Source organism: Bacteroidales bacterium (genome assembly GCA_023229505.1).
Taxonomy (GTDB): domain Bacteria; phylum Bacteroidota; class Bacteroidia; order Bacteroidales; family JAGOPY01; genus JAGOPY01.
This window is the reverse complement of the sequence record JALNZD010000004.1, coordinates 26,488-46,582: the sequence shown is the minus strand read 5'-3', so window position 1 is coordinate 46,582 and position 20,095 is coordinate 26,488. Positions and strand designations below refer to the sequence as shown.

The 20,095-nt window shown below is 43.4% G+C and carries 18 protein-coding genes; 6 read left to right on the top strand and 12 right to left on the bottom strand.

Annotation, left to right across the window (positions count from 1 at the left end; all coding sequences use genetic code 11):
- Positions 1-17 precede the first annotated feature (17 nt).
- The 6 genes from M0Q51_02395 to M0Q51_02370 all read right to left on the bottom strand — a co-directional run bounded on the left by M0Q51_02395 (position 18) and on the right by M0Q51_02370 (position 7,580).
- Positions 18-2,720: a hypothetical protein gene (locus tag M0Q51_02395; GenBank protein MCK9398830.1), complete on the bottom strand. Its 2,703-nt coding sequence runs from the start codon at positions 2,718-2,720 to the stop codon at positions 18-20.
- A complete protein-coding gene (locus tag M0Q51_02390) occupies positions 2,713-3,552 on the bottom strand; it encodes a hypothetical protein (GenBank protein ID MCK9398829.1) in 840 nt (279 codons plus the stop codon). The genes M0Q51_02395 and M0Q51_02390 overlap by 8 nt, the downstream gene beginning before the upstream one ends.
- Positions 3,553-3,597: 45 nt before the next feature.
- Positions 3,598-4,170, bottom strand: coding sequence for a hypothetical protein (locus tag M0Q51_02385; GenBank protein ID MCK9398828.1), 573 nt, complete (start codon positions 4,168-4,170; stop codon positions 3,598-3,600).
- 3 nt (positions 4,171-4,173) lie between these two features.
- Positions 4,174-4,824: a hypothetical protein gene (locus M0Q51_02380; protein MCK9398827.1), complete on the bottom strand. Its 651-nt coding sequence runs from the start codon at positions 4,822-4,824 to the stop codon at positions 4,174-4,176.
- Positions 4,825-5,157: 333 nt separating this feature from the next.
- Positions 5,158-6,042 carry a DMT family transporter gene (locus M0Q51_02375; protein MCK9398826.1) on the bottom strand — a complete coding sequence of 295 codons (885 nt, stop codon included), beginning with the start codon at positions 6,040-6,042 and terminating at the stop codon, positions 5,158-5,160.
- Entirely contained in the window at positions 6,042-7,580 is a 1,539-nt protein-coding gene (locus M0Q51_02370; GenBank protein ID MCK9398825.1) for an SLC13 family permease, read from the bottom strand. The genes M0Q51_02375 and M0Q51_02370 overlap by 1 nt, the downstream gene beginning before the upstream one ends.
- A gap of 107 nt (positions 7,581-7,687) precedes the next feature.
- On the opposite strand from M0Q51_02370, the gene arcC reads away from it, so the two are divergent.
- Positions 7,688-8,632 carry a carbamate kinase gene (gene arcC / locus M0Q51_02365; GenBank protein ID MCK9398824.1) on the top strand — a complete coding sequence of 315 codons (945 nt, stop codon included), beginning with the start codon at positions 7,688-7,690 and terminating at the stop codon, positions 8,630-8,632.
- A 31-nt stretch (positions 8,633-8,663) separates the two neighbouring features.
- Positions 8,664-9,665 (top strand): ornithine carbamoyltransferase, encoded by a 1,002-nt coding sequence (gene argF, locus M0Q51_02360; GenBank protein MCK9398823.1) that lies wholly within the window; start codon positions 8,664-8,666, stop codon positions 9,663-9,665.
- A 20-nt stretch (positions 9,666-9,685) separates the two neighbouring features.
- Here argF and M0Q51_02355 read toward each other — a convergent pair whose 3' ends face one another.
- A complete protein-coding gene (locus M0Q51_02355; GenBank protein MCK9398822.1) occupies positions 9,686-10,312 on the bottom strand; it encodes a redox-sensing transcriptional repressor Rex in 627 nt (208 codons plus the stop codon).
- Positions 10,313-10,387: 75 nt separating this feature from the next.
- Positions 10,388-11,206: a hydrogenase nickel incorporation protein HypB gene (hypB, locus tag M0Q51_02350; GenBank protein MCK9398821.1), complete on the bottom strand. Its 819-nt coding sequence runs from the start codon at positions 11,204-11,206 to the stop codon at positions 10,388-10,390.
- 148 nt (positions 11,207-11,354) lie between these two features.
- On the opposite strand from hypB, the gene M0Q51_02345 reads away from it, so the two are divergent.
- Positions 11,355-11,765 carry a class I tRNA ligase family protein gene (locus tag M0Q51_02345; protein ID MCK9398820.1) on the top strand — a complete coding sequence of 137 codons (411 nt, stop codon included), beginning with the start codon at positions 11,355-11,357 and terminating at the stop codon, positions 11,763-11,765.
- A gap of 18 nt (positions 11,766-11,783) precedes the next feature.
- On the opposite strand, the gene hypE is transcribed toward M0Q51_02345, so the two are convergent.
- From hypE to hypF, 4 genes are all read right to left on the bottom strand, one after another.
- Positions 11,784-12,803 (bottom strand): hydrogenase expression/formation protein HypE, encoded by a 1,020-nt coding sequence (gene hypE / locus M0Q51_02340; protein MCK9398819.1) that lies wholly within the window; start codon positions 12,801-12,803, stop codon positions 11,784-11,786.
- Positions 12,804-12,807: 4 nt separating this feature from the next.
- Positions 12,808-13,893, bottom strand: coding sequence for a hydrogenase formation protein HypD (gene hypD / locus M0Q51_02335; GenBank protein ID MCK9398818.1), 1,086 nt, complete (start codon positions 13,891-13,893; stop codon positions 12,808-12,810).
- A gap of 3 nt (positions 13,894-13,896) precedes the next feature.
- Positions 13,897-14,385: a DUF4440 domain-containing protein gene (locus M0Q51_02330; GenBank protein ID MCK9398817.1), complete on the bottom strand. Its 489-nt coding sequence runs from the start codon at positions 14,383-14,385 to the stop codon at positions 13,897-13,899.
- Positions 14,386-14,470: 85 nt separating this feature from the next.
- Positions 14,471-16,780 carry a carbamoyltransferase HypF gene (gene hypF, locus M0Q51_02325; GenBank protein ID MCK9398816.1) on the bottom strand — a complete coding sequence of 770 codons (2,310 nt, stop codon included), beginning with the start codon at positions 16,778-16,780 and terminating at the stop codon, positions 14,471-14,473.
- Between the two features lie 198 nt (positions 16,781-16,978).
- On the opposite strand from hypF, the gene M0Q51_02320 reads away from it, so the two are divergent.
- The 3 genes from M0Q51_02320 to M0Q51_02310 are packed head-to-tail and all read left to right on the top strand — an operon-like array spanning position 16,979 to position 20,086.
- A complete protein-coding gene (locus M0Q51_02320) occupies positions 16,979-18,784 on the top strand; it encodes an NAD(P)H-dependent oxidoreductase subunit E (protein ID MCK9398815.1) in 1,806 nt (601 codons plus the stop codon).
- Between the two features lie 27 nt (positions 18,785-18,811).
- On the top strand, positions 18,812-19,513 hold the full coding sequence (locus tag M0Q51_02315; protein ID MCK9398814.1) for a 2Fe-2S iron-sulfur cluster-binding protein: 702 nt from the start codon (positions 18,812-18,814) through the stop codon (positions 19,511-19,513).
- A gap of 24 nt (positions 19,514-19,537) precedes the next feature.
- Complete coding sequence (locus tag M0Q51_02310) at positions 19,538-20,086, top strand: hypothetical protein (GenBank protein ID MCK9398813.1); 549 nt, start codon at positions 19,538-19,540, stop codon at positions 20,084-20,086.
- The last annotated feature ends 9 nt before the right edge of the window (positions 20,087-20,095 follow it).

The following is a 20,095-nucleotide window of genomic DNA, read 5'->3' as shown; positions in this document are numbered from 1 at the left end:
GAACTTTGAACTTTGAACTAATAAAAGACCACCTCCAACTCCGGCATAAGCAATTTAAAAGCTTCCACTTTCTTTTTCGAGAGCTTGGTGTTGTAGCACACTAACTGCCTGAGATGCAGCAGTCCGGTCAGAGGCTTAAGGTTGTTGATCCCGGTATTGAAACACTCCAGTTTTATCAAATTTGGCAGGTAGGCTAACGGGTCGAGTTTTTTTATCTGTGTGCCCGAACAATTCAGGTACTCCAGCGAGACCAGGGTTTTAACAGCATCCAGCTTGCCGATGGCCGTATTGCTGATGTCGAGCTGCATTAGGCTGGGCAAAGAACTTATTGGGGAAAGATTGGAGACCGGGTTGCCGCTCAGATTAAGCTTTTTCAGCCTCACCAGATCACGTAGTGGTGTAATATCCTGCAAAGTACCGTTTGCAAGGCTTAGTTCTTCAAGTCGGTTCAAGGTTGTAAGTGGCTCCAGAGAAGTGATTTCACGACTTCCGGCCATGTCTAAAACATTCAGTCCGGCCAGGGTCTGGAGTTGCTCACGGGTAGGAGGTTCATCAACCTGGGTATGAACCCGGAATACCTTTTTCCATGCAGGTAAAAGGCTGCTCCACCAACTGTTAAGCAGATTAGTCTGATAGATGATCAGGCAGTTGGGATTGTTATCGAGGAACTTGTCTATATCAAGTTTCCCTACCTTTGTATTATCGCAATAAATGAAGCGCAGATCCTTGCAGCCCATCACAGGCTGAAGATTATCGACACCGGTCCTGTCAATCTGCAAGATCTGTAATCGGCTCAATGTATTTAACCCATCCAATGAATCCAGCAGTGTACTGGAAAAATCAAGCTTTTCCAGTTGCACCAATGGCTGAAGAGGTTTCAGGTCACTGACGCGTGTGTCGGCACAACCCAATATTTTTAAATCAATGAGTTCGGCAAGTGGGCCGATATCGCTGATGTAAGTTCCACCCGCCTGGATCTCTTTGAGGTTGGTCAGCTTGGCCAAAGGCTCCAGGCTGGTGATATTATCATTTCCTTCAATATTGATCTCGCTGAGCAAGGTTAACTGATGCAGTTGCTCACGGGATGGTTTGGGATCGAGAATGACATAACTCCTGAAAACATTTTGCCAGTCGAGATTTAGCCCGGCCCACCACGAGGTCAGTTCCTGGCTTTCATAGATAATAAGCACATCGGGATGGCCTGCCATGAAAGCATTGGCAATGTTGCGGGTTATCAGGGTCTGGTCGCAATATACTTTCTCTAAAGCCGGTATACTGCCAAGTGGTGCAAGATTGGCGACCTGCGTCTGATCCGCATCGATAAATTCAAGGCTGTCCAGCCGTGATAAAGGGCCCAGGTCACTGATCCGGGTATTTTCGAAGCTGATGCGCTTCAGGGTGATAAGATACTGAAGAGAGGTAAGGCTGTCGATCTGGGTACCGGAAATACTAAGGTTTTCAAGGTTTGTAAGGTTGCCAAGTGCCGATAAATCGCTCACCGGAGTGTTTTCCAGGCGCAGATCCTTCAGGTTATTTAAATGCCTGACCGGAAGCAGGCTATCAACCTGTGTGTTGTTGAAATGCAGCACCTCCAGTGCGGCAAAATTCTGGATCGGTAATAACGTTCTGACCGATGAACTGTCGAGATATAATTCCCTGATCTGCGTATTATACCGGATAGGGCCCAGGTCAGCAATACCGGTCCCGGAAATGTTGAGGGAAACCAGCTTGGTCAGGTTTCGGGCAGGGAAAAGGTCGAAAATCAGGGTGTTGGAAATATTCAGCGATCTGAGTTCAGACATCTGATCCACCGGGTAAAGATCAAGGACGAAGAGATTTCCAGGAACTTCAAGGCCCTCGCGCCTGGTAATATCCTTTAACATACGCAAGCTGTTGTTTTTACCAGCCGGCACTGTATCGTAGATCTCTCTCAAAATAGTATCATTTTCAAAAATCAGCAAGCTATCATTGCCTATGTATATGAAGGATTCTTTTTGGATAATCTCAGGCACCTCATGGACAACCAGAAAGGTAGTATCATTAAGGAAATCGATCTGGCTTAACCGGACATCCTCCATCACCATGTATTCTGATCCCAGGATATCTTTCCATCCGGATGGCATCGCATTCCACCAGGTCATCATCTCCTGGGCCTCATTAAGGCGGGTAGTGTAAATACTTGCTATTTTCAACACCTGTTCGTCTTCGTCAAGATTTATTTCAATATACCTGGTTTTATTATTATTGATCTTTTCATCTTCCACTGTTACCGCCTGCAGATTTCGATTGGCTGTAACTTTAAAATAAGTCATTCCAAGATCATTGGTCAATGACTGAATGTCCTGTATGTCAAAGCCGAAAGTGGCTTCTTTGAAAAAGAAATCGACATCTTTAAGATAAGCTTGTACATCTTTATAGGTTAGAATTTCCCGGTTCTCATCCAGATCGTCCTCTATTTGCACTTTCTCATGAAGAAATGCTTTCTGGTAGCTTTCATTAATGAGGATTTCTTTTTCTTTGGTTGATGTCTCAGAACTACCAAGGGTATTAAGGGAAAATTCAAGGAATCCCATCAGCCTCCTGATTTGTTCCTGGTAATTTTCAACCTTTTTCAGGTTTGTATCAGCCTTGCTTTCCTGTTGTGACCAGGCCCCGACCGGGAAAATCCAGATAAGGATGAAAGTAAGAAAAATAAGGGCAATAAGGGTAGATTTATTCATGGTAGATGTATTTCATCAGGACATCTTTTTCTTCTTTGTTGATCTTCATAAGAGAAGATATCAGCCAGCCGGTATTATAGCCCTGCCGGTTAAAATCCGATAGTTCAAAATACCATCCATTCACCTGGAAAAAATGAAATTTCACCTTTGTGATAGTATTAAACTTAAGGTTGCCATTCTTAAACTCATAAATGAAAAGAGTAAGGTAGTCCGGCCTGTATTTCCAGGCCAGATAATGTTCCAGGCTTGATTTATCAGCAAATGTTCTGACCAGGTTCATGAAATCAAGCTCATGGCTCATGGGATGAAGAAACTTCTGACCGGAAAAACGGAGGCTGTCCTGATCGGCAAATACCCTGGCAAAAGGCTCAAAATAAACATTGGTGATCACCCATTTTGAACCGACAGTATCATTTTCCAGTTGAAGAAAGAGCGTCAGAAACTTTTCGATACCCTGATAATTAAAAGTTGTAGTGACTTCAGCAAACCATTCACCGTCATGAAATGCCAGAAAGACCGGATCCTCTTTATCCAGCAAATGATTGATGAATTCTGCTTTTAGTGCAGCTGTCAGGTATGTGTTTTCATTATTGAACAGATTACCGAGGTAATTTTTCCTGAGAGCAGGATTGCGGTAATCCTTATCCTCGGGATAGTAACGTTCTCCTTTGATGTCCTCTTCACCGTTAAAACGCCTGAAAAACTGGTTAACCTGCTTGGTAGAAGTGTAAAGGTCGGTTTCATCATCCACAAAATCACCAATCACCTGTGATCTGGTGAGTGCAGGTGTAAAAAAAATAACTAAGTATATAAAAATGAAAAAAATTCTCATTCACCTAATTCTAACTGACTGCCGACTGTCAACTGCCAACTTTTCTTACCTCGCCGTCTCCGCCACACGGATATCTCCCAGTAAAACATCCCAGAAGTCTATCAACCTCCCACTGATCTGGGTTTGTTTCTTTTCAACATACACGGTGATGTCTTTCTTGGTAGTATCTTTATAGACCATTCCGTCATCAGTTGTTCCTTCAAACCGCTGATAAATAGTTATAACGCCGACATACCGGCCGTCAGGCTGGAGCTCCAGGTCACTGATATATTCGATGTTGTACCAGGTGATGTTAATCTTGTCGTAATTCAATGCCATTAACCGCTCAAGGTATTTGCGGACAGGATAATATTTGATCTCTTCCCGGTAGATAGAAGATACGCCCATCTCGGCATCTTCGACGAAAAGTTCCAGTGTGCGCTCAATCACCCGGTTGGCTTCAGAGAAAGGAGTTTCCTTGCTTCCGATAATGCTGATGTACTTGCTGAGGTCCCTCACTTTTTCCAGGGCAAGACTATCTATGGCAGCTTTTCTTTGCTTGCTGAGATTATCCTGGGCGATTACTCCTGACGAAATGGTCAGTATAAATGCAGATATTAATAGAAACTTAATTTTCATGGCTTAATTAGTTTTTAAAAGTTCGAGTTCCTTAATCTTACCACTATTATCATTAACAATCTTTTCTATTTTGTTAGTATTGTTCTTGGTGTCTTTCAGGTAGTTAAGATAATTTTTGATTGTTGTCGGACGGTCATAATCGACCTGGTTGCCGGACTTGCTGATAATGATCAGGACCGTGGCGTCAGGGGAAGTAAACAGTTTCAAAGCATCTGCGATCAGCATATTGGCCTGTGAGACACTGGTAGCTGATGCTATTGATGCAAAGTAATCGGTGATGGTTGCACCGGGCGATCCTTTCTTCATCGTGCCCTCCTCTGCATCCTTTTTAGCGTCCATTTGTTCTTTATTGAGTGCTGCCCTTTCCAACGAAAGCTTTTCATCTGCCTGACGCAGCAATTCATCGACTTCTGGATCATTCAGATTCGATGCTTTGATAGATCTGACAGCGGCTTCCTTTTCATCAAGGGACATAGCCGTATTATCATTCAGGATTTCAAGCAGGGTTGTTTTGGCCGTATTCACTTTAGCTGCATATTCAGCAGCATCTTTCTGCTTAGCAAGTTTTTTCTTGCTTTTGCAGGCACCCATCCCGCCGGCAAGCGAAATGACCATCATCATGATGACCGATCTGAAAAGGATTTTCTTCAACATAGTTAGAAATTTTAATGGTTAGACCTTCACATGTAACAAACGGACAAAAGTATTGAAAATTATAGGTTCCTGCAAATAATAGTCGACAGTCGGCAGTCAACGGTCAGCATTTGACAGTTCGTACCTCCACCGCTACACCTTCTTCAACTTCCACTTCCCGCACCTGAAAATAAATTACTGGAAAACAATAAAATGCTGATAGGAATTCCGCCTACAGGTAAAGTAGTCCGGATAAATTTAAAAGGCGACGACGATGACAGTTTTCATAAAAGGACTTATGAATATGCTGCAAAATTAAATTTTAATTTTCAAATTTCAATTTTCAATTTTCTTTTATCTCATCCTTCTTTGCATCACAATCCCGGCAGTAATAAAAGCAAGCCCGGCGAATGTCGACCAGAGAATTTGTTCCCCAACGGTAATGTTGATGATGATCAATGAAATGAATGGAGCAAGGAAAATCAGGTTGCTCACTTTCGCTGTAGTGGATGAAAGCTGCAATCCCTTCAACCAGAATACATAAGCGATACCCATCTCAAGAAGACCAATATAAATGGAGCCGGCAACAGCACGCCATGAAGGGATGACAATTATTCTCATTATTATCGCGGTAATCAGGATATAAATAAAGCCGAAGAAAAAGTTCAGGAAAAGCTTTACCACTTCGTCGCGTTTATCTTTGATATTAATGATCCAGAAAAGGGACCAGATTATTGTGCTGCTTAATGCCAGGATTACACCAGTTGGATTTGAAAATCTTTGTGCTACCAGGTCGCCTTTAGTGGCGATGACCACAATTCCGATGAAACTTATGAAGATGGCCAGAAGGCTTTTCCAGCCGATCTTCTGCTTCAGGATCAGGATCGAAAGCAACGTCAGGGCGGCTGGCCAGGTGAAATTCAAAACCATGGCTTCCTGTGTGAGTAACAAGTCGTAGGAATTAAACAGGACGATGTAAAAAAGGAATGGGTTGAGCAAAGCATTCAAAGCTGAATGAAAAATCTCTTTTAGGCTGGATGAGAAGAGCACCGGAAGTTTTTTATATATCAGCAGTATTACGAAAAGAACCAATATTGAAATAAAGGAGGCGTAAAGCAGCATCTGGATAGGGGAGAGGTATGAGAGTGTCAGCTTGAATGCCGATCCTACGGTCGACCACATCAATACTGCCGTTCCTGCGTAAAAATATGCTTTATTCTGCCGGGTCATAGTTTCCATTATGGATGAATTGCCCATAAAGGCAAGGATAGATCCTCGACCCCGAAAACGATACCCACCATGAAATAAGTGAAAACTGTGATAATGATGGCCCCGACCAGGTTGATTACCAGCCCGGTTTTTGCCATGTCTGCAATAGTTAACCGGTTTGTGCCAAAAACAATCGCATTAGGCGGCGTGGCAACCGGAAGCATGAAAGCCATGGATGCTGATAAAGTAGCGGGAAGCATGAGAAATAATGGATTTACCTCTATAGAAACGGCAAGTCCGGCCAATATCGGAAGGATCATCTCCGTCGTGGCGGTATTCGATGTCAACTCAGTCAGAAAAGTCACCAGTAAAGAAATCATCAGAATAATGATAAATGGATGCAGGCCGGATAACCAGTTCAATTGTTCACCAAACCACACGGAAAGGCCTGATTCCTTGAATCCCGTTGCCAATGCGAATCCGCCGCCGAAAAGGAGTACAATATGCCAGGGCAACTTACCGGCAGTTTCCCAGTTCAGGATCTTTTGACCATTGTCATTTTTTGATGGAATGAAAAACAGGATGACTGCCATCATGATTGCTACTGTGCCATCGTTGACAAATTCAGGATTATCAAATATATTACCCCAACCTGGTATCTTTACACTGCCAAAGTCAAGATCTGACCTGGATAACCATAACAAAGCCAGTAAGATAAAATCTGCCAGGATTACCTTCTCTTCGAACCCCATGGGTCCCAGGGCTTTGTATTGTTGGCGAAAAATTCCTTTTTCCAGGGCATTCCAGTGTCCTTTTTTGGGGCCATACATGAAATATAATAGCCACCATACAAAGGCTAATAAACAAATGGCGACAGGAAAAGCGAAAAGGAACCATTCGGTAAAACTGACTTCTGGCGCATCAGGAAACATGATCTGGAAAATCCTGACGAAAGATAAATTAGGCGGTGTGCCCACCAATGTTGCTATTCCACCGATTGAAGCACTATAAGCCACGCCAAGCAACAATCCGACAGCATATTTTGACATTACGCTCTTTTCAGTAGTTTCTTCCAGTTTTTGCATGACCGAAATGAGAATAGGGATCATCATCATGGCACAAGCTGTATTGGAAATCCACATAGATAAAAATGCTGTAGAGAGCATAAACCCAAGCAGGATACTGGCAGGCCGGGATCCGGTAAGCATCAGTATTCGAAGAGCTATCCGTCTGTGAAGGTTCCAGCGCTGCATGGCCAGGGCTACCAGGAATCCGCCGATGAACAGGAAGATCACATGGTTAAAATAGGTTGCCGATACATCTTTACCATCCATGATACCTAACAATGGGAAAAGAACTACCGGCAAAAGCGATGTGGCAGCAAGTGGAACAATTTCGGTGATCCACAGGATGGCCATTAACAAACCTACGGCCAGGGTGTAAGTCACGGCTGGTTTCTCAGGATCCAGGTGCGCAAAACATATCAAGTAAAAAAAAGCACCCGGGCCTATGATATACCCGGTTAGTGACCGGGGTGAAAGTAAAAGATTCCTTAGAAATTGTTTCATAAGAAGGTCTGCATGGAATGATAAACGAAGATAAATATTTAAGCCGAAGTCCTTTCCCAAACCCTTAAATATTATTAGCTTTGTACCTTTAAAAAGTAGAACGATTTATGAAAAAGCTTGGTGTTGTTGCATTTGGAGGGAACGCCCTGATTACCGGAAAGCAAAAAGGGACTATCGGAGAACAGGAAGAAAATGCGTATATGACCTGTGAACGCTTATTAGTGCTCATCGATGGTGGTTACGACCTGGTGATCACCCATGGGAATGGCCCTCAGGTTGGAAATATCATGCTGGCAAATGCCGCCGGTGAGAAGCTTTATGGCGTTCCTGAAATGCCGCTCGATATCAGCGTGGCCTATTCACAAGGGTTTATCGGTTATGTCATCGAACAACAACTGAGGAATGTCTTCCGTGAAAATGACATCGACCGCGATATCATCACTATAATCACTCAGGTATTGGTAAACAAAGATGATCCTGCTTTTCAGAACCCGGTTAAGCCAATCGGCCCTTTTTATACGAAAGAAGAAGCCGACAAGAATTCCCAACTGACCGGGAATATCTTTTCGGAAGATCCCAGGGGAAGAGGATTCAGGAAGGTGGTCGCCTCCCCAAGGCCTCTCGTCATATATAATACTAAAACGATTGAAAGGATTGCGCGTGAGGGTCAGATAGTGATCGCAGTCGGAGGAGGTGGTATCCCGTCATATTATAAAACGGAAAACAAACTCCAGGGTATCGATGCCGTTATCGATAAAGACCATGCTTCAGCTTTGCTGGCATCACAAATCGGCGCTTACCGGTTTTTTATCCTGACTGATGTCCCGAAGGTCTGCCTGAACTTCAATACACCACAGGAAAAAACATTAAATCGCATGAATATTGCCGAAGCTAAAAGATACCTGACTGAAGGCCATTTCTCCGAAGGCAGTATGGCGCCAAAGATCCGTGCCGCCATCTATTTTGTTGAACATAGCGGCCGGGATGCTATAATCACCCAAACTACCCTTCTTGGTATAGATGATGGCGGAACAAGGATCACTATAGTTTAATTTCAAATTTCAAATTTCAAAATTTGTAGCCATGCCATTCAATCTTCATAACCGCAGTTTTTTAAAACTCCTTGATTTTGCACCAGAGGAGATTAAGTTTTTACTCGACCTGTCGGCTGACCTGAAAAAAGCGAAATATTCCGGAACAGAACAACAAAGGCTGAAAGGAAAGAATATTGTACTTCTTTTCGAGAAAGATTCCACACGTACCCGATGTGCTTTTGAAGTGGCTGCTATGGATCAGGGTGCCAATGTTACTTACCTGGGGCCATCGGGCTCCCAGATGAAAAAGAAGGAATCTGTCAAGGATACGGCAAGAGTATTGGGCAGGATGTATGATGGGATCGAGTATCGCGGTTATGGGCAGGAAATTGTTGAAGAATTGGCGAAATATTCTAATGTGCCGGTATGGAATGGACTCACCAATGAATTTCACCCGACCCAGGTCCTTGCCGATCTGTTGACCATGATTGAGCATAGTGACAAGCCCCTTAACCAAATCTCATTCTGTTATCTTGGCGATGCCCGGAACAACATGGGTAATTCCCTGTTAGTCGGCGCAGCTAAGATGGGCATGGATTTCCGTTCAATCGCCCCGAAACAGTTCCAGCCTTCGGCCGGGCTGGTAGCCAAATGCCTGGAAATTGCCAGAGAAACCGGAGCAAAGATTACTGTCACGGATAATGTTGATGAAGGTGTCAAAGGTGTTGATTTCATTTATACCGATGTATGGGTGTCAATGGGAGAACCGGATTCAGCCTGGAAAGAACGTTTACAACTTATGCTGCCTTACCAGGTTTCTGCACAGTTATTAGCAAAAACCGGAAATCCATTAGTGAAATTCCTTCATTGCCTGCCATCATTTCATAGCCGGGAAACCATTGTGGGAGAAGATATATTTCAAAAATTCGGTGTAACCGAAATGGAAGTAACCGATGAAGTTTTTGAATCACCCGCTTCTATCGTCTTCGATCAGGCCGAAAACCGCCTGCATACGATAAAAGCAGTAATGGTTGCTACTTTGGGCGGCTAAATAAATATACACCGTTCCACTTAATCGCTGTGCGTCTTGACAAAAAATGCCACCTTTTCCAAAGAAGTGATCATATCATATTCTTCCAGGTAGACGTCTTTAGGAACTGAAACAGATTTGGGTGCGTAGTTCAGGATACCCTTAATACCTGCTTTTACCAAACGGTCTGCCGTAGTCTGCCCCTGATCAGCAGGCACAGTTATAATTCCGATCTTAATATCTTCTTTTTTAACCAGTTCATTGATTTGATCAATGCTATAGCAGGTTACGCCGGAGTACTTTTTACCGACTTTTTCAACATTACTGTCGAAAACAACAATGATGGATAGTTTAGTACGCTTACCGCTGAAATAGTTGATAATGGCCCGTCCCAGGTTTCCAACCCCAACAACGCACACCCGGATGATCAGCTCGCTGTCGATGATTTCTCCTATCAGATCTATAAGCTCTTTAACATTATATCCCTTGCGTAGTGTGCCTGTGTAACCGATCAGCATAATATCGCGCCTGACCTGAACTGCCGTGATATGGATGATTTTGGCAATTTCGTGGGAAAAAATGTGAGTCTTGCTGCTGGCATGAACCATAAGTAATGCACGACGATACTGGCTCAACCTCTCAATGGTTTTATGGGGAAGATGTCTCATCTTAACGAAATTATTTTTGTCTTATAATTGTACAAAAATAGCTTCGCCAATGCTAAAAAGCAAGAGTTTTGTTAATTATTTAACAACAACTCCTTTTTTCAGCCAATCCAACCACTCTCCGAATCCTTCGCCTGTCTTTGCAGAAACAGTGATGAATTCAAGATGATGATTGACTCGCAGGGCATAGTCCCTGAATTTTTCCGTATCGAAATCAACATAAGGAAGCAGGTCGGATTTATTGATAAGACATAAATGGGATGACTGGAACATGTTAGGGTATTTCAGAGGCTTATCTTCCCCCTCGGTAACGCTGATTATCACAACCCGTTTGGATTCTCCCAGGTCAAAGAGGGCAGGACAGACTAAATTGCCCACATTCTCAATCATCAACAAAGCCCCATCAGGTACTTCTAATTTTTTCACAGCTAAATTGATCATCTGTGCATCAAGGTGGCAGCCATTTCCGGTATTAACCTGCACGACCGGTGCACCAGCCTTTTCAATCCTTTCAGCATCGAGCATGGTCTGTTGGTCACCTTCAATAATATAAATTCCGGCTTGACTGGCTGATTCTTTAATCGTTCTTTCAAGGATTGACGTCTTTCCTGACCCGGGTGAACTAACCATGTTCACCGTAAAAATATTTTTTGCTTCAAAGTAACCCCGGTTGCGCTCTGCCAGGAGGTTGTTTTTATGCATTATATCAATCTCAAGGCTGATTTCACGACCGTGGTCATGGTTATGGTCATCGGTATGAAGATGGGAATGGCTGTGTGAATGCTGGAGCCCGTCATGATCGTGCTGATGATCATGAGTTTGATCATGATTAGATAATTCACCGGGTTTCCTGATATTTGACGGGTCAGGTTGCCCACAACCGCATGTTCCGCACATTTTGAATGTTTTTAATCTGATTTGGCTTGCAAAAATAGATAAAACTTTAGAATAATTCTAAATTAACTCGCCGTATTTAATATTCCTGTTCAGAATTATGAATTATAATCAATTTCCTATATATTTGTATGTAATAAAAGTACTAACCATGCCGAAGATTATTTCATTAGATGTCAAATGCCCTCATTGTGATGCTTCCTTAATGGACGAAAGTCACCTTATCAACAACAAGCCAAGTATTAAGTTATTGATTCATACCAAGATCAGCCAAAAGGGATTTATCAGGCTAAGTTCTATTTATGGGGATTATAATTTCACCTCTGAATTCAGGATTAATGAGGGGGAGATCATTGAATTCTATTGCCCTCATTGCAAAGAGAGTCTTAACCGTAAGAAAATCGAGTGCGAAATCTGTGGTGCGCCGATTGTGAGCCTGAGTTGCTCGATAGGAGGAAGAGTCAGTATCTGTTCAAGAAGTGGATGTAAGAATCATTATGTCGTTTTCGAAGATTTCGATACGACAATCCGCAAATTTTACGAAGATTACGGCTACCATTGACAGAGAATGAGGTGATGCTTAACAAATCCGTGGTAGTTGCTCACCGGCAAGCATATCCAGGATCCTTTTCCCACCAATCCCGGTATTTATCCAGGCTTTTCCCGGGTAACCATCTGTGATTTCTCCTATAATCCTTGCATCTTTACCAAATTCATTAGCAATCATAGCTTGAATGACTTTTTCTGCAGAATCTTGGTCAACAATGACAACAACCTTTCCTTCGTTGGCAATGTAGAGCGGATCAAAACCCAGTAATTCACAAAATGCCCTCACTTTCGGCCTGACCAGCAGAGAAGATTCCTCAAGGGTAATTCCGAAATCCTTTTTGTCAGCCAGTTCGGCCAATACTGTTGCCAACCCGCCACGGGTTGCATCCCTCATGAATTTTATCCCGTCTGAAGCTGTTAAAATATTTTGGATAAGGCCATTAAGAGAAGCGCAGTCAGATTGGATGTCACTCTGAATGTTTAATTCTTTCCGGGCAGCTAAAACAGCCATGCCGTGGTCACCTATCGAACCGTTAATGATGATCTTATCGCCAGGTTTGATCCGGCTTCCTTCTCCAATATGGACATGTTGCGTTTCAATTTTGCCGATGCCGGCAGTATTGATGAAGATCTTGTCACATTTGCCACGGTTAACTACTTTAGTATCGCCGGTGACAATGACAACCCCGGCTTTCTTAGCTTCTTCTGCCATGGAACGAACAATGGTTTCCAGATCTTCAAACGAAAAACCTTCTTCTATAATAAACCCTGCACTGAGATATAACGGAGTGGCTCCTGATACTGCCAGATCATTGACTGTACCGCAAACGGCCAGTTTTCCAATATTCCCCCCGGGGAAAAAGATTGGGTCCACTACAAAAGAATCGGTCGTGAAAGATAGCTGGTTTCCGGATAATTCAAGAATAGCAGCATCTGTCTGTTTATCAAGGTAATTATTGTTGAAATACTTCACAAAAAGGTCGCTGACCAAGTCGTGGCTGAGTTTCCCACCACTGCCATGACCCAGCAACACTTTATCATTTTTGATCATTTTTTTAAGTATTTCTGTTATAACGGTAAAAGGCATGGCATGCACCTTCGTTTGAAACCATGCAGGGGCCGGCCGGATTCTGCGGAGTGCAGCTTTTTGCAAACAGTTTGCATTCTTTTGGATTTTTCAGCCCTTTCAGTATTTCCCCGCACATGCAGCCTTTATCTTCGCGGGTAGGTTCAACCTCAACGGTCAGCATCTTTTCGGCGTCAAATGCAGCATATTTTTCGCGGATTCCCATTCCACTGGCTGGTAAAATACCCAGGCCTCTCCACCAGTCATCCCGGAATTCAAATACTTCATCCAGCATTTCCCTGGCCCTGATATTCCCTTCAGGCCTGACTGCCCTGCGGTACTGGATTTCGACTTTAGGTTCATTATCTTCAAACTGCCTTACCAGCATTAAGATAGCTTCCATCAGGTCAACAGGCTCAAACCCGGCAATTACGCAACCTAAATGGTACTTTTCAGCTATGTCTTTGTAAATTGATACTCCGGTGATGGCGCTGACATGTCCCGGAGCAATATAGCCATTGATCTTGACTCCTTCATCCACTAAGGCGGCCATTGCAGGGGGCATGACCTTATGTGAGCTGAACAGGTGAAAATTGCTGATTTTTTGCTTGTAAGCACTTAATATAGCAGCAGCACTGGCCGGCGATGTGGTTTCAAAACCGATGCCAAGGAAGACTATTTTCTTATCCGGGTTTTTACAGGCAATCTCCAGTGAATCCATTACTGAATATACAATCCGGATATCTGCACCATTAGCTTTTTCCCTGTCCAGTGTCGACGTAGATCCAGGCACCCGGATGAGGTCACCGTAAGTAGTGATAATGACATTTGGCAATCGGCTGTAGGCAATGGCCTGGTCAAGAAACTTCCTGCTTGAAACGCAGACCGGGCATCCGGGGCCTGAAAGCAGCCTTATAGTTACCGGTAATAAAGAAGGAAGTCCGAAACGCTGTATCGACATGGTATGCCCTCCGCAAACTTCCATCAATGAAACTGGTTTGGTGGAAGTTTTGCGGATTTCCTCAGATAATTTTAAGACCAGTTCTTTGTCGCGGTATTCATCAATGAACCTCATCTCTTATTCAGTCTCCCCGGTTTTCTTTCCTAATCCCTGGTTTCCTGTATCAAGAACAAATTTCCATTTTCCCTGTTTATTTTTTTTCCAAATGGTGGCATATGTGCCTTCTTTCGTCACCAGAGTGCCCTCGGGTGAGTCCATCTCTACAGTATAAATTCCATAGGTATAACCCAGGTCACCGGACTTGGAAATATCTGCAAACAAAGGTTTCCAATTAAGAGTAAAAGATGTGTCGGGTGTACTGAACATTTCTTCTATCTTTTCCCGGCCAATAACCGGGGTGCGGTTCGGCCTCAATAAGACACAACTATCATCTATGTAAGCCAAAAATGAGTCATGTGCACCTTTTTCAACTGACTGCCTGGCAAACTCACGGTCAAGTTCCATTAATTCATTGGTCATGAGTTTATTCCTGCCGGCTTGATCACAGCCAGTCTGCATCAGAGTAAGCAAAAGTAAGGTAGTGAAGAACCAAGTCAAAGATTTCATTTGTAATGTTTTAGTTAGATCGCTTTCCACATGAAAAAGTAATACGTATAAAATTAAATATTAAAATTTAAATATAGGAATTATTTTACATAAAGAATGAATCCGGCTTTCCAACAGCCCTCCTTTTAGCAGCTATCATTAACTGCCCGAGGGCTATGCCACCATCGTTGGAAGGGAAGATACAGGGTGTATATACCTGGAAATTATTGTTACGCAATCTTTTCTCGGTTTCCGATAACAAAAACCCGTTTTGAAAAGTGCCTCCTGAAAGTACAACTATTTTAATACCTGATTCAGACCGAAGCTCATCTGCGATTTGAATAATGACTTCGACAACCGAACGGTGAAACTTGGCAGATATTTTCCCGGCTGGCACCTTATCTTTAATATCCCGGACAATGCTTCGAATCAACGGACCAGGGTCAATTGTGTTACCGATATGAAAATCATAACAGCCGGATTCGTTAATATCAATTATATTTTCCAATCGCATTGGTGCTTCAGCATGAAACGCTGAATACCGGCATAGACCGGTCATAGCTGCCACCGCATCAAATAGCCGGCCGGCACTCGATGTCAGGGGAACATTGATGTTATTTTCTATGGCAGTCTTTATAATCCTGACTTTTTCAAGACCGATATGCTGAATAATTGGCAAATCTGATTTCTCTATATCATGATCGACATATTGATACAAAAATGCGAGGGCCATGCGCCAGGGTTCAAAAGTGGCTTTGTCTCCGCCGGGCTGAGGCACATATTCCAGGTGAGTCTTTCTCTCGAAATCCAGCAAATCACAGATCATCACTTCAAAGCCCCAGCTATGACCGTCTGTTCCATAACCGACACCGTCCATACTGATCCCGATAACTTTCTCATCCACATTGTGTTCGGCCATGCAGGAAGCCAGGTGGGCATGATGATGCTGCACGCGGATAAGCGGAAGATTTCCATTCATAGCTGCATATTCTTCCGCAAACCTGGTAGATAAATAATCGGGGTGAAGGTCACATACAACCAAAGAGGGCTTCACGCGGAACAGCCGCTGAAAGCGGTTCAATGAATCCGTATAAAAATCAAGGGTTTTAAGGTTTTTCAAATCCCCGATATGCTGGCTCATTATAGCTTTACGGTCCTTGCCCAGGCAGAAACAATTGACCAGTTCGGCTCCGGTAGCAAAAATTCCATCAACACCAATGGAAAGGTTTACCGGTGATGGTGCATATCCCCTGGACCTCCTGATAAGCCTGCCCTGGCTCTGGCTCCCGGCGAACATCATCACGGAATCATCAGTGCGGTTATATATTTCCCTGTTATAGCTAAGGAAAGCGTCTGCAACAGAACTCAAGTGCTCAATAGCCTCATGGTTATCAATGATGACAGGCTCGTCTGAAAGGTTGCCGCTCGTTAAAACGATGGCTGGAATATCTAACCGTTCAAATAGCAGGTAATGTATTGGCATATAGGGCAGCATGGCACCTGTCGTGTCAAAACCATTACTCACGCTTTTTGCCAGGTTTAAATTATGTTTCCTGTTTTTTAAAATTACAATTGGCCTGCGCCAGGATACTAATGCTTCTTCTTCATCATGGCTTACTTCCAGAAATTTCTTTGTATCTGCCAGGCTTTTAAACATTACCGCAAAAGGCTTTCCTTCCCGGTTTTTTCTTTGCCTGAGCAAACTCACTGCTGCTTCACTCGTCGCATCACAGGCAAGGTGAAAACCTCCCATGCCTTTTACAGCAAGGATTTTGCCTGACATGATCAGCCTGGCAGTTTCGGTTAATATATTGTCAATCCCGTTATAAGTTGCTTCGCCGTGAGTTAATTCGTAATTCGGGCCACAATGGTTGCAGGCAACCGGTTGCGCATGAAACCTTCGATCCATGACATCTGCGTACTCTTTTCTGCATATTGGGCACATCTTAAAAGGATCCATGGTTGTTTTAGCCCGGTCATAGGGGAGTCCCTGAATAATGGAAAACCTGGGACCGCAATTGGTGCAGTTAATAAAAGGATAATCAATACGGTGAGCTTGCGATTTCATATCAGCCAGGCACTTATCGCACAAGGCAATATCAGGGCTTATCTCCGTTACTTCATCCGAATAATCGCCACTCTTTTTTATCTGAAAGGTTTTATTATATTGCAATTCGCCTGTCTGGACAATTATATCCAGTATTTGTGAAGCTGCAGGCGCTTCTTCTGAAAGTCCTGCAATAAATTTCTCCAAATCCTCATCCAATCCCTCGGCGTGGATCCTGACCCCATCATTGCCATTTTCCACCCACCCGCTTATATTGTTATAAATGGCAAGGCGGTAAACAAATGGCCTGAAACCAACCCCCTGAACGAGGCCGGAAATATGAATTGATTTTGCTGTGGAGGCTTTCATTATTAAAACAAAGGGGGGCTAAATTAATGTAGAATCTTCATATTGATATACAAAATTAATGACATTAGATATTATTTGTACTAATTCTAAATTTATTAATTAGGTTGTAAGATCAACATTTTCAATTATTTTTGTTTTGTTAATAAATTAACAATACTTAATTGAATATCAGAATTATAATTTAAATAAACCTAACAAATGGAATCAAAAATAAAGGCCATTATCACAAAATTCAATTATGACAGGACACGGCTCATGGATATTTTGCATGAAGTGAAAGATGAGTTTGGTTACATTTCTGCGGAGGCTGTGAGGCATATCGCTGTTTTTCTTAAGATGTCGGAAGTCGAGGTGGAACAAACAATTTCCTTTTATCATTTTTATTCGATGTCACCTGTTGGGAAGTATGCCGTTTACCTTAACAACAGCGCCGTAGCCTGCATGATGGGGCGGGCTGAGATCGCAAAAACATTTGAAAAAGAGGTGGGAATCCCGTTTAACTCCGTTACGGCAGACGGCCTGATCGGCCTTTGGGATACTGCAGACATCGGGATGAATGACCAGGAACCTGCTGCTATTATCAATGATGTAATTTTTACCGGACTTACTCCTTCTAAAGTACGGGAACTGGTTGGTGCTTTTCGTTCAGGTAAAGACGTGACAGAATTGGTTACAAAATATGGAGATGGCGAAAACAGCCATCCAAAGATCAAAGCCATGGTCCATAACCACCTGATGAAAAAAGGACCGGTTTTGTTTTCTGACTATGAACTGGGCATGGCCATCCGTAAAGCTGTGAATTTGACACCTGAGCAGGTAATTGATGAAGTGAAGAGATCAAACCTAAGAGGTCGGGGAGGCGCCGGATTCCCCGCTGGTTTGAAGTGGGAATTTTGCCGCAAATCAAGAGGTCCTGCCATCTACCTTCTTTGCAATGCCGATGAAGGAGAACCCGGAACTTTTAAGGAAAGGGTCATATTGACCGAGTTGTCTAAACAGTTGTTCGAAGGAATGATCGTTGCCGGGTACGCTTTGGGAGCTAAAGAAGGGGTCCTTTATTTAAGGTACGAATACCGGTATCTTGTTGCTTACCTTGAACAAATGCTTCAGGAAATGCGTGCCGGCAACCTCCTGGGGAAAAATATAGCAGGCAAGCAGGGATTTAATTACGATATACGGATACAGCTCGGAGCCGGAGCCTATGTTTGCGGAGAAGAATCTGCCCTGATAGAATCGATGGAAGGAAAACGCGGCGAACCTCGTAACCGCCCGCCTTTCCCGGTTCAAAAAGGTTATCTGGATATGCCTACCGTCATTAATAATGTTGAGACATTATCCGCAGTAGTTAAAATTATGGTGAAAGGGGCAGACTGGTTCAAAGCGATGGGAACCAAAGAATCTGCCGGGACGAAACTGCTCAGTATATCCGGCGATTGCAAGCATCCCGGAGTTTATGAAATAGAGTGGGGGATTACAATCCGGGAACTGTTGGAAATGGCCGGGGCAAATTCTGTTCAGGCTGTCCAGGTTGGTGGCCCTTCTGGTACTTGCATAAACCCGACACAGTTCCAGAGAGAAATATCATTTGAAGATCTTGCTACAGGCGGATCAATGATCGTGATCGGGAAACAACGCAATTTGCTGAAAGATGTAGTGGTCAACTTCATGGATTTCTTTATTGAAGAATCCTGTGGTTCTTGCACACCTTGCCGTTCCCTTACTGTGATCCTCAGGAATAAACTGCAAAAAATCCTCGATGGGCATGGTTCCCGTGCCGATATCAATGAACTGTACCAATGGACCAAATATATGAAAGCTGCTAACCGCTGTGGCCTTGGACAAACTGCTGCCAATCCTGTACTTTCAACCATTGAAAACTTCAGGCAGCTCTATGAAGACCTCGTTATCCCCGAGGAAGAATTTGTTTCAACATTTAACATGGAAGAAGCCGTTGCCGATTCCTGTGCGTATGTGGGGCGGATCCCTATATTTGAACATCATTGAATCAGAAATCAATAAAGATCTTTGGATATGAGCGAAAAAATTAAATTCATATTAGACGATAAAGTCTGTTACGCCACTCCTGGCCAGACGATTATGGATGCCGCCAGGGATAATGGTGTTTTCATTCCATCATTATGTTATGTCGAGGACATTAAACCTGCCGGATCTTGCCGCATATGTAATGTCAAGGTAAACGGAAGAAACATGACTGCCTGCACTACTCCCGTCGCTGAAGGAATGGTTGTGGAGAATAACCTCCCGGACCTTGAGGATATGCGTAAAGCTATCGTAGAAGTACTTTTTGTTGCAGGGAACCATTTTTGTCCTGCCTGCGAAAAAAGCGGCAATTGTGAACTTCAGGCATTGGGTTATCGCTACCAGATGATGGTGCCGCGTTTCCCGTATGAGTTTCCACTAAAAGGGGTCAATGCCGGAAGTAAATTCATTTATCACGACAGGAACCGCTGCATTATGTGCAAGCGCTGCATCAGGACCGTTCTTAAGGATGGGAAACCGGTATTTGCTTTTAACCAGCGTGGCGGTCATCACCTCCACATTGAATTGGATGTGAATCTGGCCAACCAGCTGACCGAAGCTGAAGCGCTCAAGGCTATGGATATGTGCCCTGTTGGAGCCATCATCAAAAAAGAAAGAGGATACTATTCCCCAATCGGGCAAAGAAAATATGATTTTGATGAAATTGGGACAGACCTTGTTAAGAAATTATAAGTTAATCTGAAAAATATAACAGTTATGAGTAAACCGATTGTAGCAACGACTTCAATGGCAGGCTGTTTCGGATGCCATATGTCGATACTTGATATAGACGAGCGGATCCTTGATCTGATCGAACTGGTGGAATTCAATAAATCACCAATAGACGATATTAAGGAATTTACTAAACATTGCGATATTGGACTTCTCGAAGGAGGCTGCTGTAACAGCGAAAATATCGAAGTGTTGAAGGACTTCCGGAAGAATTGCACCATTCTGATCTCTGTCGGCGAATGTGCCATCATGGGCGGACTTCCGGCTCTCCGGAACGGTATTCCCATCCGGGAATGTATTGAAGAAGCTTACCTGAACGGGCCCACGGTTGGATTAAACAAAGAAAAAATACTTCCAAACGATGATGAATTGCCAATGCTATTAGATAAGGTGTACCCATGTCATGAGATTGTCAAGATCGATTATTTCCTGCCTGGTTGCCCTCCAAGGGCTGATCTGATCTGGAATGCACTCGTTGCATTGCTGACAGGTGATAAGATGAATTTGCCCTACGAAGTTGTTAAATTTGATTAATAAGGAGGA

Excerpts from the sequence above, each read along its gene's own strand:
- M0Q51_02395 (MCK9398830.1), bottom strand. The coding sequence starts at position 2,720 with ATGAATAAATCTACCCTTATTGCCCTTATTTTTCTTACTTTCATCCTT.
- M0Q51_02390 (MCK9398829.1), bottom strand. The coding sequence starts at position 3,552 with ATGAGAATTTTTTTCATTTTTATATACTTAGTTATTTTTTTTACACCT.
- M0Q51_02385 (MCK9398828.1), bottom strand. The coding sequence starts at position 4,170 with ATGAAAATTAAGTTTCTATTAATATCTGCATTTATACTGACCATTTCG.
- M0Q51_02380 (MCK9398827.1), bottom strand. The coding sequence starts at position 4,824 with ATGTTGAAGAAAATCCTTTTCAGATCGGTCATCATGATGATGGTCATT.
- M0Q51_02375 (MCK9398826.1), bottom strand. The coding sequence starts at position 6,042 with ATGGAAACTATGACCCGGCAGAATAAAGCATATTTTTACGCAGGAACG.
- M0Q51_02370 (MCK9398825.1), bottom strand. The coding sequence starts at position 7,580 with ATGAAACAATTTCTAAGGAATCTTTTACTTTCACCCCGGTCACTAACC.
- arcC (MCK9398824.1), top strand. The coding sequence starts at position 7,688 with ATGAAAAAGCTTGGTGTTGTTGCATTTGGAGGGAACGCCCTGATTACC.
- argF (MCK9398823.1), top strand. The coding sequence starts at position 8,664 with ATGCCATTCAATCTTCATAACCGCAGTTTTTTAAAACTCCTTGATTTT.
- M0Q51_02355 (MCK9398822.1), bottom strand. The coding sequence starts at position 10,312 with ATGAGACATCTTCCCCATAAAACCATTGAGAGGTTGAGCCAGTATCGT.
- hypB (MCK9398821.1), bottom strand. The coding sequence starts at position 11,206 with ATGTGCGGAACATGCGGTTGTGGGCAACCTGACCCGTCAAATATCAGG.
- M0Q51_02345 (MCK9398820.1), top strand. The coding sequence starts at position 11,355 with ATGCCGAAGATTATTTCATTAGATGTCAAATGCCCTCATTGTGATGCT.
- hypE (MCK9398819.1), bottom strand. The coding sequence starts at position 12,803 with ATGATCAAAAATGATAAAGTGTTGCTGGGTCATGGCAGTGGTGGGAAA.
- hypD (MCK9398818.1), bottom strand. The coding sequence starts at position 13,893 with ATGAGGTTCATTGATGAATACCGCGACAAAGAACTGGTCTTAAAATTA.
- M0Q51_02330 (MCK9398817.1), bottom strand. The coding sequence starts at position 14,385 with ATGAAATCTTTGACTTGGTTCTTCACTACCTTACTTTTGCTTACTCTG.
- hypF (MCK9398816.1), bottom strand. The coding sequence starts at position 16,780 with ATGAAAGCCTCCACAGCAAAATCAATTCATATTTCCGGCCTCGTTCAG.
- M0Q51_02320 (MCK9398815.1), top strand. The coding sequence starts at position 16,979 with ATGGAATCAAAAATAAAGGCCATTATCACAAAATTCAATTATGACAGG.
- M0Q51_02315 (MCK9398814.1), top strand. The coding sequence starts at position 18,812 with ATGAGCGAAAAAATTAAATTCATATTAGACGATAAAGTCTGTTACGCC.
- M0Q51_02310 (MCK9398813.1), top strand. The coding sequence starts at position 19,538 with ATGAGTAAACCGATTGTAGCAACGACTTCAATGGCAGGCTGTTTCGGA.